14 protein-coding genes and 1 tRNA gene are annotated in these 14,794 nt (G+C 50.8%); 5 read left to right on the forward strand and 10 right to left on the reverse strand.

All coding sequences use genetic code 11. The features are described from left to right. Positions 1-13 precede the first annotated feature (13 nt). The 6 genes from BOW52_RS03645 to BOW52_RS03670 all read right to left on the reverse strand — a co-directional run bounded on the left by BOW52_RS03645 (position 14) and on the right by BOW52_RS03670 (position 7,663). Entirely contained in the window at positions 14-1,672 is a 1,659-nt protein-coding gene (locus BOW52_RS03645) for a sensor domain-containing diguanylate cyclase (RefSeq protein ID WP_172840116.1), read from the reverse strand. 250 nt (positions 1,673-1,922) lie between these two features. Continuing rightward, complete coding sequence (locus tag BOW52_RS03650) at positions 1,923-2,438, reverse strand: hypothetical protein (RefSeq protein ID WP_172840117.1); 516 nt, start codon at positions 2,436-2,438, stop codon at positions 1,923-1,925. Between the two features lie 89 nt (positions 2,439-2,527). Next, positions 2,528-5,827 (reverse strand): SPOR domain-containing protein, encoded by a 3,300-nt coding sequence (locus tag BOW52_RS03655; RefSeq protein ID WP_172840119.1) that lies wholly within the window; start codon positions 5,825-5,827, stop codon positions 2,528-2,530. Between the two features lie 376 nt (positions 5,828-6,203). Beyond that, positions 6,204-6,280 (reverse strand) — tRNA-Arg (locus BOW52_RS03660). Positions 6,281-6,365: 85 nt separating this feature from the next. After that, the gene (locus BOW52_RS03665; protein ID WP_172840121.1) at positions 6,366-7,301 is read right to left on the reverse strand and encodes an aKG-HExxH-type peptide beta-hydroxylase; all 936 of its coding nucleotides are present in this window, start codon (positions 7,299-7,301) and stop codon (positions 6,366-6,368) included. Between the two features lie 158 nt (positions 7,302-7,459). Beyond that, positions 7,460-7,663, reverse strand: coding sequence for a hypothetical protein (locus BOW52_RS03670; protein ID WP_078482733.1), 204 nt, complete (start codon positions 7,661-7,663; stop codon positions 7,460-7,462). 131 nt (positions 7,664-7,794) lie between these two features. On the opposite strand from BOW52_RS03670, the gene BOW52_RS03675 reads away from it, so the two are divergent. The 3 genes from BOW52_RS03675 to BOW52_RS03685 are packed head-to-tail and all read left to right on the forward strand — an operon-like array spanning position 7,795 to position 10,056. Then, positions 7,795-8,766 carry a hypothetical protein gene (locus BOW52_RS03675; protein WP_078482734.1) on the forward strand — a complete coding sequence of 324 codons (972 nt, stop codon included), beginning with the start codon at positions 7,795-7,797 and terminating at the stop codon, positions 8,764-8,766. Further along, a complete protein-coding gene (locus tag BOW52_RS03680; RefSeq protein WP_078482735.1) occupies positions 8,763-9,440 on the forward strand; it encodes a TIGR04283 family arsenosugar biosynthesis glycosyltransferase in 678 nt (225 codons plus the stop codon). Before BOW52_RS03675 ends, BOW52_RS03680 begins: the two co-directional genes overlap by 4 nt. Position 9,441: 1 nt before the next feature. Beyond that, entirely contained in the window at positions 9,442-10,056 is a 615-nt protein-coding gene (locus BOW52_RS03685; RefSeq protein WP_172840123.1) for a TIGR04282 family arsenosugar biosynthesis glycosyltransferase, read from the forward strand. On the opposite strand, the gene BOW52_RS03690 is transcribed toward BOW52_RS03685, so the two are convergent. The 4 genes from BOW52_RS03690 to flgA form a co-directional block, all read right to left on the reverse strand. Then, a complete protein-coding gene (locus BOW52_RS03690) occupies positions 10,053-10,787 on the reverse strand; it encodes a flagellar brake protein (RefSeq protein WP_172840125.1) in 735 nt (244 codons plus the stop codon). The genes BOW52_RS03685 and BOW52_RS03690 overlap by 4 nt on opposite strands. Positions 10,788-10,886: 99 nt before the next feature. Further along, positions 10,887-11,369 carry a flagella synthesis protein FlgN gene (locus BOW52_RS03695; protein ID WP_078482738.1) on the reverse strand — a complete coding sequence of 161 codons (483 nt, stop codon included), beginning with the start codon at positions 11,367-11,369 and terminating at the stop codon, positions 10,887-10,889. A 22-nt stretch (positions 11,370-11,391) separates the two neighbouring features. After that, complete coding sequence (gene flgM / locus BOW52_RS03700; RefSeq protein WP_078482739.1) at positions 11,392-11,703, reverse strand: flagellar biosynthesis anti-sigma factor FlgM; 312 nt, start codon at positions 11,701-11,703, stop codon at positions 11,392-11,394. A gap of 87 nt (positions 11,704-11,790) precedes the next feature. Then, on the reverse strand, positions 11,791-12,528 hold the full coding sequence (flgA, locus tag BOW52_RS03705; protein WP_172840127.1) for a flagellar basal body P-ring formation chaperone FlgA: 738 nt from the start codon (positions 12,526-12,528) through the stop codon (positions 11,791-11,793). 245 nt (positions 12,529-12,773) lie between these two features. On the opposite strand from flgA, the gene BOW52_RS03710 reads away from it, so the two are divergent. Beyond that, a complete protein-coding gene (locus tag BOW52_RS03710; RefSeq protein WP_078482741.1) occupies positions 12,774-13,706 on the forward strand; it encodes a chemotaxis protein CheV in 933 nt (310 codons plus the stop codon). A 213-nt stretch (positions 13,707-13,919) separates the two neighbouring features. Further along, positions 13,920-14,753, forward strand: coding sequence for a CheR family methyltransferase (locus BOW52_RS03715; protein WP_078482742.1), 834 nt, complete (start codon positions 13,920-13,922; stop codon positions 14,751-14,753). The last annotated feature ends 41 nt before the right edge of the window (positions 14,754-14,794 follow it).

Raw genomic sequence — 14,794 nt, forward strand, 5'->3', positions numbered from 1 at the left:
AACAGAACCGACCTTAACTGCCTGTCTCGCAGGGCATCCCGTCAAGACAGACGCGATTTCGTCCTGCCTGTTTGGCGCTATAGAGCGCGCGATCAGTGACATTGATTAGACCGTTGTAGTCTTCTATCGACTCATAATATTTTGCTGCACCGATACTTATGGTGACGTTGCTGCTGATCTCATCGTTGGTAAAGGTGTGATTATCAAAGAGCTTGCGCAGTTTATGTGCGAGAAACTCTGCGTTATCGAGCGGTGTGTTGGGTGAGATGACCATGAACTCTTCACCACCATAGCGGCCGATGATATCGGTCTTACGAAGACCCTGTGTCAGCAGCTTAGCGCTCTCTTTGAGTACATAATCGCCAAAGAGATGACCGTAGGTGTCGTTGACTCGTTTGAAGTGATCGAGATCGAGCATCATGACGCAGAGTGGTGTCTTGTAGCGCTGGGCTCGATTGAACTCATACTCGAGTTTCTCTTTCAGGTAGCGGTGGTTGTAGAGTCCGGTCAAACCATCTCTGGTTGAAAGCTCTTCGAGCTTACGATTCTTCTCTTCAAGACTGGCCTGGGTTCGGCCTAAACTTTGACACATCCGGTTAAATGCCTGAGCCAGGGTGCCTATCTCATGGTTGCCATTCACACCAGTGACCTGTGATGAGAGGTCTCCCTCACCAATCGTTTCGATACCACGCATCAGTTTGTTCAGGGGTGTAAAGATGGTTCTTGCCGTGGCTAGCGCGATGACAATGACACAGAGAAACATTGCGACAGAGAGTGTGATCGCACGATCACGTAATTGGGTTATCGGCTGAAAGGCCTCATCCTGGTCCTGTTCGCTAATCAGAATGCAGAAGAAATCATCCATAGTGATCACCATAGAAGAACCCGCAACGGGGACACCGCGATAGTCATCCCAAAGGCCGGTCACCTCTTGTTGTTCACTGATTCCGATCTCGACCGGATAGGTGTTGACCTGAAGCTCGTGATCACTGTTATCCAGAAAGAGTGAGTCGGTGATCATTCGACTGTTTCTATCGACCAGATAGGTCTCACCCGTCTTGCCAATACCTCGAATCTGAGATTTAGCACCGAGGTCGACAATAAGTTGGCCGCGAAGCAGATTATTGAACGCCTCGGCACTGAAATGGACGACCAATACACCGATTGGATTCTCATTCATACCGTTAGGATAGATGGGCGAGGCGACCTCAAGCTCGGGCGGACCATTTTTATGGGCGTGGATATCGCTGATGAAGGTTCGCTGCAGGCCCTGAGTGTAGTAACGCTTCTCTTTTTTGCTTACACCGATTTTGCTCTCATCGCTGGATGCGATAACGATTCCTTCGTGAGAGAGCACGTCAATGTAGAGAATTGAATTATCGAGGGGGACCTTATTGTAAATGAGGTGTTTGTTGAGTCGGGTTAGTGATGAAATACGTGTCCGTGCATCTGCGGTCATAAGCAGTTGATCACGGATGTAGCCGTCAGAGGCGTAGTTGCGTGTGACGATTTTGAAGCTATTTAGGAAAAGAAAAAGCTCTCCCTCACGAAATTCAGAGACTGCATTGAGTCCGGCAAGTGTGCTGCGTTCAAGCGCCCCCTTAGCTTCGCTGTAACCAATAATGCCGATCATTCCAGCAGGAATGATGGAGATAAGAAGGGAGATGATCACCAATCGATATCGGATAGACATAGTTCCCATCATCCAATGTAAATGGTGCGTTGTCGAGCGGCATTAACCTACTCTTAGGGTGTAGTAATCATGCTCTGTTGAGAGGGTTATTATTCTGTGTCCCTTGGGGCCTAAAAAAAGCGTGATCGATTAGGTTATTAACTAAATAGATGAAGGAGTGCAAGACACCACTGATGCTCAGTGAGGGCATTCACTTAAAATGAAGCTGGTTATCATATGAGGGATCGTATTAGTCCATATAGTAGAAACAGCGAGGGTCGCGCAGCGAAAGACGGGGATTAACCGATGTTTTAACCACGCCGCTTTCCGTTTGCAGTGAGGGGGCAGCTAACTCCATCTCCATCTTTGTCGTGATGTTGGTTGCATGGCCATAGCAGCGGGGTGGACCTGCGACAATAGGGATAGGTAGTGGTTTGTTGACCATCTCAACAGGCGTGGGGGGAGTGGGCTCCGCCTCTGATTCAGCGGATGTAGCGGATGCAGTTTTAACGGTTTCAGGCATGGAAGGTTCTGTTTTGCTGACCTCTGACTCCTCCTCATTCTCCTCTGTGACGCCTGAACGCAGTTTGTTAAAGGCATCGACGATAAAGTTTTTGTTCTTACCGAACAGATAACCAATAACTCCACCGATTACCGGGCCAGCGGGATGGGCAGTCGCTGCGCCACCCAGTGCCGTCCCTGCGATGACGCCAACACGACTGTCGTTGTCTGTATTGCTGTGCTGTTCCTGTTGAGGACTTTCCATACCCTCGTCGGCGGCTAATGGGCCGGTAACAGGAAAGCAGCTGATGAGAAGTGTGATTATGAGTGCGAAGTTTTTCATCGGTTTCTCTCTCATTTAAGCGCCAGTGGCAGGCACGGCTGGCCGAGCCCCTTGACGCGGTTGCAGAGATCACGGGCTGAGGCCTCACTGCCTCCCGGAGCTAAAGTGAGTCGGTAGAGGGTAACTCTACCTTCGGTATGAGCTAATACACGGTGACTGTAGTTTTTCAGCGTGACCTTTACCTTCTCACTGATGCTACTCCAGCCCGACTCAGCTCTGGCATGGCTGGTGTATGAACCCAGCTGCAGGGTGAACCCTCCTAAATCGGGTTTGCGTACTGTAGATGGTTCTTTTTCTGCTGTGAGAGCAGGTACGCAGGCCTGCTTTGCTGCCTTAAAACGAGCGCAGTACTGCTCGGCACTGGCACGACTCATCTGCTCTTTAGTGGTAATACGGTAGTAACGTGAACCGTTGATCAGCGCGCTGTTGATGGAGGCGTGAAGATCCTGGGTAAGAGTAGGGTGACGCTGTTGAATGGCTTTCCAACTGCGCTCTGCCTGGGCCTGTGCACTGAATGAACCGAGTTGCAGTGATATTTTGCCTGCAGTGCGTTTAACCTGGAGAGGCTGGGGTTCACGTTTTGCCACGGTTATCGGGGTTGTTTCCTGCTTACTCGTGATGATGGGACGGTAGCGGTTGGGCTGTTTTTCTGTTGTTGCAGCAGCCTTGCCTGGTGATTGAGTTTGAGTCGCTTTCGGGTGGCTGGCTCCGAGGATGATGTCACTGTTATTAAGTGTCGTTCCCTTGTCTGTAATGGCCAGTGTTGTCGGTTGCTTAATAATCTGCATGGCATCGTTTGCTACGAGCTTAACGTTGTACTCTCCAAGTGGCAGCATGTAGAAACGGTAGAAACCATCAAAGGCGCTGCGCTGACGCTGAACCAGGCGGTTGTTAGCGTCGAATAGCTCGACGACAACATTGGGCAGGGGAGAACGATTGCCATCACTCTGCTGCAACAGGAGGGTGCCATCGATCTCCCCCGTCGGTGTGAGCGGGAAGTCCAGCCTGGTCAGCTTTCCAGCGGTTAACGTGATCGTATGTGATTCGTGTTGAGGTAGCAGGTAGGCATCCTTGATGCTTGCTATATCAAGTTCGATATCGATTGGGGTATCGGTCGGCAGGTTGGTCATATAGAGATGGCCGCTGCGATCGCTTCGAGAGACCTGTTCACCCGCTGCGCCACGAATCGAGACGCCCGCAACACCGCGTTCTCCGCTGTCTAGTGTGCCGTTGTTATTGCTGTCCTCGAAAACCGTTGCTGTAATGGTTCCGTGGTGATTCCGCTCACGGCTGTCTATCTCGCTATCCTGAATCGGCTGATAACCGAGGGCCAGATTGGCAGAGACCATGCCGGTGTAGTCACCGTCACTGCTAAAGGCGATAGAGGGGGTGACTATTAGTGCATCGCTGCGCCAGTTAATGCCCGCAGAGTAGTGGTTGAGATCATCGCCATCGATGTTATGGGTAAAGTCGAAATTCATGCTTAGTCGATCTTCGAGATTCAACAGGGCTGAAATAAAGAGCGAGTCGATACGCTCATCTGGGTAGATTGAGTAGTCGAGACGACCACGTAGAAAGAGGGGGGCTAAATGTTTGCTGAGTTGCAGCGTACCTTCAACCATCTCCGATTCGTCAGCGGTTGATTCAAGGCGAATATATCTAAGGTCGTGGCTGAGATAGGCGCTGTTGATATATGCGGTGAGCGTGTTGCTCAAAATGCTCTCACGATGATTTTCATAGTCGCGATCTTGCAGGGTGAATTCGATGGGTATCCCGGCGAACTGACCGCTGGCTGAGATGGAGGTGATCGACTTTAGGTGATTATTTGATGTATAGCTCTCTTCAGTAATGAAGTCGTCGTAGAGGGCAAGGCTGGCACGTAGATTAATGCCCCGTAACGATTTCTGCAGAAGCAGGCGATAGCTACCACCCCCGCGTGAGTCCTGCGTGGTGTCGAGGCTGGCAAAGATGCCGGGCAGGGCGCCGCGAAGGCCGAGGTTGAGATAGTGGTGGCGGCGATCACCCAGCTCAACACTGTGAAGAGCTGCGCCCAGTGAGAATTTATCGTTCAGGCCGTAATCGATTTTTGCGCTAAGACGAGGGTTTCTGGCGACCTCATCCTCCTGTAGATCAAACAGCTGCTCGCCCTGTTCACTGAGAGAGAACTGATAGATCGCCTTACCCTTCTGCAGCATGCCTGGGCCGACAAAGTGACTACGGCTGATACGTCGGATCTGGCCGTTAGGGCCGTAGAAGATAAGTTCGAAGTCGTTGTTACCGTAGTAGAGCGGAATGTTGCTAAAGACGTAGCGCCCATTTTCGGGAGTCATCAGATAGCCGATGAGTAGATTGTTGCGATAGAGCTCCACTTCCCAGTTTGGTAGCAGGTCGCCTCTAAAATCGGTGGTGTCGAAGCTATATTCATGCTCGAGATCACTATTCTCAAACTTGATGCCGAGCTCCTGATTGCCACCCTCATAGAGTGGAATCTCTACGGTATTTAGATCGCCAACCTTGATGCGTGATGCGCGTAATGGGCCCAGCAGACCCTTGTTTGCATCGGTGCGGCTAACGCTAAGACGCGCACCGTCCAATAGATCGCTCTCATCACCTCGGAGATAGAACTCACTGGAGATAAAGGGGAGTTCATTATTCGTAATCAATGCATAACCACCGCTGAAGTCTGGCTTGTTCTCTGTGCCGTGACGTCTGACTCGATAGTCGAGGCTTAGATCGGTTGTTGGAAGGCTCCTGGCTGGATAGGGGAGTGCATGTTGTCTCGTATGAACCGCAGTCTGATTGAATGTTACTGGGTGCTTCCCTTCGTGTCGCGTCTGTATGGGTAGTGTCTCCAGGGCCTCAAGCTCAACTCTCATGCGAGACTGGTTAAAAGAGAAGTCGATCGGGAACCAGTTCGATAGCTGTGAGAGCTCAACATAGATTTCGTTGTTGGCAGAGTAGACGCTGTTTGCAGGTATCACACTGCGACTGCCATCAATGGTGACTGCTGCACTGTTGATATCGAGTTCAAAGTCGCGCTCCCGGCTGATCGTCCATCCTCGTCCGCTACCTGCAACGGGGTTGAGTTCAATCGGAAAACCGAGCTTTTCGACCACGACCCCAAGCGGTAATAGCAGACTCTGCTGGTGTCGATAACCGATGACATCGGTAGCGATCAGCTCACCATCAAGCTGCATATCTAGCGTAAGCCGCTGTTGTGTTGTTACCTCAGCATTCGCGTTTGGAATGATGAGGAGTGTCAGCAACATGAGCGATAACAGACGACAGAATTCAGGCAGCGAAGGGCTCACCTTCTGCTTGATAGGCGTCAAACTCCCGTCATTACTATTATCAGGGAGTGTTCTAGTTGTATGTAACTGCATGAAATTAAACATAATAGGCATGTTCGCCGTAGTTTCTCTCAATAAAGAGATAGCAAGCGGCGTGCCACAAATGAGGTTGGTGTATCGATTTCTGCCTGTTCCGGTGTTTAACGGATAGATTGGAACGAAGCTAAGGAGCCGAAAGGGTGATTCGATTTTGCCTGCTCCTACGGGCCGTCGCTGGAGTGCAAGTGACGTTCTCCCTCGCGTTGCTCGGTCGTCGAACCTGGAGGTTCTCACCAAGGCCTTCGGTCGTACCCCACAAACAAAAAAGGCCCTCTATCGAGGACCTTTGTTGTTTGTATGGCGCGCCCGAGAGGATTCGAACCTCTGACCTGCCCCTTAGGAGGGGGCTGCGCTATCCAGCTGTGCCACGGGCGCTAAAGGTTGCGAAGTATAACAATGAGAGACTATTTGGCTATAGCGATTGATCGTGTGCTGTGGCTCTGGCGCACCGCGTTAGAGTTTATATGGCACCTACACTCTGCATGTACTGTTTTGGGCCTTGCATGATGGTGCTGCCGAGCTGGGTGAGTCTACCGACAGACTCGATGGTGTTGAGTCCATCTCTGAAGCAGCTGGCATGGTGTCCGATGAGTCTCTCTACCTCCTTGTTACTCTCATCATCAAGTAGGCTCGAGTCGAGAATTTTCTGCATTCCATAGTGCATACGCGAAAGCACAAAGGTGGCGTGGTAGATGCCATCGATGGGGCGTAGATCCTCTCTCAGTGGTGAGCTGTGCCGCTCCTCCTCAGGATTTTCGACCAGTGGACCTTCGACTGAGAGTCCAAACAGCAGGCAGTGAGCCGACTCGTGGATCAGTGTGTCGAGTACCTGTACCAGCGTCTTGTGGTAGTCGGCATTGATAAAGAGCGTGCCCCAGAGGTAGACCGAGGAGGCACCGTGGAAGGTGATGCCGTCGCTATTCCTGGCACTGCTGGCCATCACGATCTCGGTTGTCAGTGCTCTGATCTCCTCGCCCAGTTCTGGCAGAACCTGATCGATGATCTCAAGGGCCTCGTGGATATGGGGGGAGACTCGCTCAGCAGATGAGGCGGAGGGTGCAGTCAGGTGCAGGGGGACGTCTGGTTCAATCTCAACGTTGCGAATATAGAGATCGATACTCTCTCTATCGAGGTCGGTCTCAGAGAGGGTGATTACTGAGAGACCGCCTGCGGCTGCTTCGAAGCTGGAGAGCTTCGTAAATAGTTGTTTGGCCAGTTCGATATCATCTTGCAGTAACGCTGAAGCGAGATCGTAGTAGTAGCCAAAAATGCCGGGCTTGATGAAGGTGGTTTTGTTTAGTGTTGCTAACCAACTGTCGATTGGGGGAGGCTGGCTGGTTGTATCTGATAACTGTTGATGCAGATAGCTGAGGCTATCTATTAGCCGTGCTTTCATCTCGCAGTAAAGTGCGTCTGCACGCCTGCGGTCGGGGAGAAAACCGATAGGAAGTGTGCTGTTATTGAAGGCTGTGACCATAGATTTAGTTCACGCTTTACCGTTCAATCCAACCACCCCCCTTAAAAGCATGGGGAGCGGAGAGAATTAGATTGAGATCAGGCTGTGAATTTATCTATGCCAGGTTTTGCACCACCGATCTTGCCACCACGAACTTTAAGGTTCTTAGTTTTGACTGTTCCGACCTTGACGCCGTTTGTTGCGTCGTCGCTAGTGTCTGAACTGGTTTCGAGCCATTGGCTGCCAAGGAGTTTGCTGGGATCAATCGAGACTTTTGCTTCCTTATTATTTGAATCGTTCATGTCTATTCCTTTATTTGATTAAGATACCCCGTGAAGATTAGCTATGATCAGCCTCTGCTGTCAAAGTAGAGCTCTAGTATTATCAATGATTTATACAGGGTATTTGCAGGAGAGAGGGGATAAATGGAGCGATGATCAATTTCATCACAGCAACGGGACACGACTATTCAGTTGAGGCATTGAGTGAGGCTGATGGTGGTTTTGATCTGAAAACATCCAGTTACGATGAACTTTTTGCCAAGCGATCGCTTACTGCTGGTAGCTATATCTTTTCTGACCTGGAACGTCTGATGCCGTGGGAGTTACGTATTGCGAGTGAGGTTTACCACTCCTTGAATAAGGCCGAGGGTTGTCGACCGCTAAACAATCCCGCAAGGGCGCAAAGTCGCGTTGAACTGTTAAAAGGTTTGCACCGTCTAGGAGTCAATGATTTCGACGTCTATCGTGCCGATGAGTATCCTGCTCCTCGCCGGTTTCCGGTGTTTGTAAGGTGGGAGGGCGACCACGGCAAGCCGCTCTCAGATCTGCTGCTCACCCAGGCTGATCTTGAAAATTCTCTGACGCAACTTAGAGAGACAGGTTACCCCTTGCGAGGTCTACTGGTGGTTGAATTTTGTGCCGAGGAGACATCACCGTCGGTTTATCGAAAATATGGTGCATTCAGAGTGGGTGATCGGATCGTCGCTCACCACTTTGTGATTGAAGATAACTGGAACGTTAAGTACGGCAAGATTGGACTTGCCAGTGATGATGATTTTCGTGATGAGATTGCCTACGTACGCGAGAATCCACATGCGGAGCAGTTGATGAAGATCTTTCAGCAGGCGGGTATTGAGTATGGCAGGGCTGACTATGGTCTGGTTGGTGGACGAATGCAGGTCTATGAGATTAACACCAATCCCCACATCAAGGTCGGTGTGAAACACCGTTCCCCACTACGCCGAGAGGCACTCGCAATAGGAGAGAAGAGTCTTCTGGATGCCTTCGCAGAGATTGATGTAATGGGACAACACAAAGATAAAATCAGCTTGGACTCTAAACTATTATGTCCCTATCGGCCCTATAAAAACCTGTTCAAAAAACGATATCTGAGGCGTCCATGATCTCAGTAGTGATCCCTGTGCTGAACGATGCCATAGCGCTTCACTCCCTGTTATTGCAACTTAATGACCAGCGCGATGAGATGGTTGAGCTGATTGTTGTCGATGGTGGCAGCAGTGATGAATCTGTTGCGCTTGCACATGAGCTAGCAGATAGGGTGGTAGTCACCAGATCGGGTCGTGCGCTCCAGATGAATGCGGGGGCGGACGTTGCAAGGGGAGATATACTCTGGTTTATCCATGCCGATACGGTGTTGCCCGCAACGGCACTGGTACTGCTTCATCAGGCTATCAATCAGCAGTCCTCGCCCGAGGTCTGGGGACGTTTTGATGTCTCTATCGAACCTAAAACAGCGCTGATCGGTGTGGTTGAGAAGATGATGAATCTGCGTTCACAACAGACTGGAGTGGCAACGGGGGATCAGGCGATCTTTGTGACCACCAGGCTCTTCTGGCGTGTTGGTGGCTATCCTTCGATTGCATTGATGGAGGATGTGGCGTTGAGCAAACGGCTGCGACAGGTGGCTAGGCCTATAGCTCTACACGAGCGTGTCGTTACCTCTGGGCGACGCTGGTTGCAGCGTGGTGTGGTGAGAACCATCCTGTTGATGTGGTGGCTGCGTCTCTGCTATCTCATCGGTGTCGATCCACAGCGGCTCTCAAGCTGGTATCGGTAGGGTGAAATTTGCTAAGGGTCGAATCGCCGTCTTTGCGAAACAGCCACTGGCGGGGCGTGTTAAAACCAGACTGATACCTGCTACTGGGGCCATCGGTGCAGCACGTATTCATCGAAAGTTAGTGGTGCAGACTGTTGCAACCGTTTCACAATCTGACCTCGCCCCCGTGACGCTTTGGGTTGCCCCGAATCGTTGGCACCCCTTTACACAACGACTACAGCAATACTACTCATTTGAGCTGTGTGTGCAGCATGGATTGGATCTAGGAGAGCGAATGGCATCTGCTTTTAGGGTGATGTTAAGCGATGCCCCCTATGCACTGTTGATCGGCACCGACTGTCCGTCGATTGATGCCTCCTATCTGCAGCAGGCCTTCGATGTATTGGAGCAGGGAGCTGACGCTGTCTTTGGTCCTGCTGAAGATGGCGGCTATGTGTTGGTTGGTCTGCGTCGCGGCGCCTCACTCCCTTTTTCTGCAGTGGAGTGGGGGAGTGGTCGGGTGATGCAGCAGACACGCCGATTGATGCGTGCCTCTGGTATGGAGTGGAAGGAGCTTAAGCCACTCTGGGATGTGGATTACTGGCGTGATGTGAGGCGAATGCGCCGCTTGGATTAGACCGACAGGTTTTTGCGAATCATCTCTCGCTGCAACTGAGCGGTTTGGTTAGAGATGCGTAACTCCTGGGCACGGGTCAGCTTGTGGAACTGAGCACCGATGTGTTGTTTATCTGTAAAGTCATTGATACGAGAGTTTCTGATCTCAATTGAACACTCGATCTTCTCTTTTTTAGAAAGCTGAATGGTGCAGGGATAGACGTCACCAATAGATACGTTGACCACTGAGTCGGTAATAACCGCACCAAAACCACCTTGAGAGATATCGGAAATGAGCGCAGTGACGTGATGAGCTTCCAATTCGATGGTGACCTGAATGTTGCTGGCCAGGCTGATTGGTACACGGAAATAACTTCTCAGCTCGTGATACTCGACCGGTCTCGGTAGGTCGATGACGTAGGAGAGGTAACCGTCGTCGCTACGCTTAATGCCTTTAAGGTGACAGGAAAAACGGACATCGACGCCATTCAACTTGGCATAGACACGTGCCTCTCTCGATTTGATGAAGTGGTCGTGACCGATTGATGGGGTGAGTTCATCAAGCTCAACAACATCTGTCTCATCATCGTGTATGACATTGATCAATGAGCTGCTATAGGTGCCCTTACTGTTGGGCAGGCTGAGCGAGAGCAGGGCGTGCGACTCCTGAATACGTTTCAATATTGAACGTATCTGCGCAGGATCTTTGAGATATTGAGCTTCGCTCTTTTTAGGGGTGTTTTTTTCAGCCATTACCGCTTGCATGACCGTATTTTTCTCTTTCGGTCTAAATATTTCGCTAAGCACGCAATACTACCCGATTTTTCTACGTTTGGCTGATGATCCGAGGCGCTAAGCCTTGGCGATGGTGTGACCGGTGTGCTGCGAGGTAGATATACCACTGTCGTTATAGAGGCTAGGGCTCTGGCTCTGGCCGTTGACGATCGAAATGGCACGCTGGAGATGACGTTTTACCAGTTCGATCGAACCACCATTGATCTCGTTCAGCTTTTTACACTCGGTCAGATCGTCTAGTAATCCATTCCAGGTGTCGAGAAGAACCGGTTCATTACCCAGGCGAGCGATCAGCTGCTGCATGCCTGCCTGATTGTTTTCGTAACCTGCTGCCTTGAGAAGGGTGACGCGCCTCTGGTCGTTGGCATCGATTTTCCCGATTTGTGTCTCTTTCTCAGCGGCTAACACCTCCAGTTCGGCGGTGTCGTTCTGTCTCAGTGCAGAGCGCTCCTGATTCAGTAACTCAAGTAATGCTGTGACATTGGCTCGCTGGTTGGCGAGCAGATCGACGAGCATTGCGATATGACGAGACTGATCCATGATTGACTCCACTGTTGGCTGTTTAGCCCAGACTCTCTTCAAGACCCATCAGCTTCTCCGCAACCTTCTCCGGATTGACCTGATAGCTCCCATTCGCGATGGCCTCGCGGAATGCGGCAACCTTATCGGTATTGACCACCGGTGTGTCGGCCAACGCCTCACTAAGATTGCTGAGACGGCTAGCGGTATCGGTCAGGCTGACACTGTCGCCCTGAGTAGTCGGAGCACCCTTGTCTGCCGATTCACCCTTGCCACCCTGAACCTCCTTATCCTGCTTAGAGGTTCCAGCGCCCTGGGTAGCCCTGTTGTTTAACCCATTGATTTCGATGCCCATTGTCTTATCTCTCCACTTTATACTTTTAGGTTATCTGCACTAATTGTCGGCAGCAACCGGGAAACCTTTAGAAATAATTTTAACTATTTAAAGACGAACCTCAACCACACCCGCGCGGATGATTGTCGCCTCGATAACACGTTTAGAACTGCTGTTCTTGACCTTGATTCGTTCACCGATAGCACCATCACCCATTGCCTCTCCTCGGGCACGAATCACCAGTCCTCCACTGGAGGCGAGTATGGTGACACCTTCACGGCGTTTGATCGCCAGGGGCTGTTTGACCATTGCAGGCGTGATGACGGTGTCGGCCTTGAGTGTCTGTTTCAGCTCCATGCCGTAGAGCGCCTTGGCCTCGGTGAAAAAGCCGCGTGAAAGCGTAGAGATCTCACGATCAACCAGTTCAAAATCAGTTGCAGAGATCAATCTGCCACGGGGTAGCGGTTGTGAAGCGACCGCGATCTTATCATAGAGGTGAATGTTGGCCGTGAGGTAAGCCGTCCAGGGTGTTTCGCTGTTACATTTCACACCAATGGAAGTTGTTCCACTCATCTTTGCACCCGGTCGTAGAAAGGTGGCCAGAGGTTGATCGCAAGCAATCAACCGAAGACGTCGATCGAGTTTTCCCACCTCAATTTCAGCTGGAATGGAGTAGTGCGATGTCTTTTCCTTTATATACTGCTGCACACTGCTATATATCGACTCATGCCCCTGATATTTGACCGGTTCGGCCGCGTGGATCTTATTAGAGATCGGCAGGGCGGCGAGCAGCAGGGTGAAGAGGCGTAGATAAGCGTTATGCCCATTTTTTTGACTCTTGGGCATTGTCACTGCGTCAAAGAAACGGCATCCCAGTTTGGAATGATTATCTTTTTGTTTAGATTGATTAAATTGTACTCTTCTGTACATAATCGCTTCTACCAGTCGCATACAACATTAGCTTTTCAGCACGGTTTTTTTCATCTGAATAACTACGTTGCAACAGGCGTGCCAAAAATATCGGTTCAAGAATCTGCTGAATTGGACGATAGTTTCAGGCAGATAGCCAACAAGAAGCTTGAGGAGGTCCCATGGCGGGCATAATGGATGGTGTAGACCAGCGTACACAGCTAGCTGGACACAACCGATTAGAACTGTTGATGTTTCGCCTCGGTGCGCGACAACGTTTTGGCATTAATGTTTTTAAGGTGCAGGAGGTTATTCAGTGTCCTGCGCTCACCAGCGTGCCTCACTCCCATCCAGTGATACGCGGCGTAGCCAATCTACGTGGTAATACCATTCCCCTGGTCGATCTTGGTATGGCGATCAAGATGAAACCGATCGATGATCTCAAAGAGGCCTTTGTCATCATCACCGAGTTCAACCGCACCACCATTGGTTTTCTGGTTAGCTCGGTTGACCGCATTATTAACACCAATTGGGAAGATATTCTGCCGCCGCCGAAGGGCATGAGTCGTGGCACCTACCTTACTGCTGTGACCCGTGTTGATGATGAGCTGGTTGAGATTATCGACGTGGAGAAGGTTCTGGCAGAGGTAATGTCCGTCAGTGAGGAGATTTCTCAGGAGGTTCTCTCCGATGTTGATGAGGTGGGAGATATGCCACATCACGTGCTGATTGCCGATGATTCCAGCGTGGCACGTAACCAGGTTAAACGTACCCTCGACCAGATCGGTGTGGAGACAACGCTTGCCAATGATGGCAAACAGGCGCTCGATATCCTGCTGAAATGGGCGGAGGATGAGGATCCAAAGCTGAAGCGCCTTGCAATGGTGCTCTCCGATATCGAGATGCCAGAGATGGACGGTTACACTCTGACCACCTCAATCCGTAACGATCCGCGCCTGACCGGCCTCTATGTTCTGCTCCACTCATCTCTCAGTGGCGTCTTTAACAATGCCATGGTTGAAAAGGTAGGAGCCAACAAGTTCATCGCCAAGTTTAAGCCCGATGAGCTGGCTGGGGCCGTACTGGATCGGATTAAAGCGGTCGACAACGCTTAACAATTTGTCTCATATCGAGCCGTTGGTAGTGGTGAACTCCAACGGCTTGTTTCTTTATAATCCTCTTCCAAAGATAAACATTGCAGCTTTTTTAGTGGCTTACGTGGTCAATTGCAGGTAATCTGGCGTCCGGTCTAGAACAGACTTTCAGGGACGATTTATTATCATCCAGATAGGGAAAGGTCTGTAGTTGAGAGAGTTAAGGTAGCGATAGTGTCCAAGGCGTTTTGTACCCAGCAAGAGTATCAGGGTTTCCAGAAGTATCTGGAGGATACCTGTGGCATCGTACTGGGTGACAACAAGCAATATCTCGTTTCGAGTCGCCTGACTAAGGTCTTTACTGAGTACAGTCTCGGTTCACTCGGCGACCTATTGACCAAACTTAATAGCGGCATTGTAAGAGGTCTGCGCGAGCGGATTATCGAAGCGATGACAACCAACGAGACCTCCTGGTTCCGCGACAACTACCCCTACGATATGTTGATGGAGACGCTACTGCCCGAGCTGGCGAAAACCAAGCGCAACATGCCGATTAAGGTGTGGTCTGCAGCTTGCTCTTCGGGGCAGGAACCCTACTCAATCAGCATGATCACCCAGGAGTTTCAGCAGAAAAACCCCGGTGCGCTCCCCGGTGATGTGCAGGTAACCGGTACCGATATCTCGCCAGCGATTCTCTCAGAGGCGAAGGAGGGTGTTTACGACAACCTCGCGGTAATTCGTGGTCTCTCCCCGGAGAGAACGCAGCGCTTCTTTACCCAGAAGGAGCATAAGTGGCAGATCAATCCGGATGTTAAACGTCGGATTAGCTTTCGCGAGCTTAATCTGATGCAGAGCTACACCCTGTTGGGTCGTTTCGATATCATCTTCTGCCGTAATGTCCTGATCTACTTCTCAGCCGAATCGAAGAGTGACATCCTGTCGCGAATGGCCAAGGCGCTCAATCCTGGTGGCTATCTCTTTCTCGGTGGTTCGGAGTCAATTGCCAACTACTCAGATGATTTTGAACTGGTACGTATGCCGCGTGGCGTCGTATATAAGGTTAAATAGGAAGAGGGCTGTAGTGCCAGTGGCGGGTAACGTGGAAAGAA

It is taken from the genome of Solemya pervernicosa gill symbiont (assembly GCF_002020875.1).
Taxonomy (GTDB): Bacteria; Pseudomonadota; Gammaproteobacteria.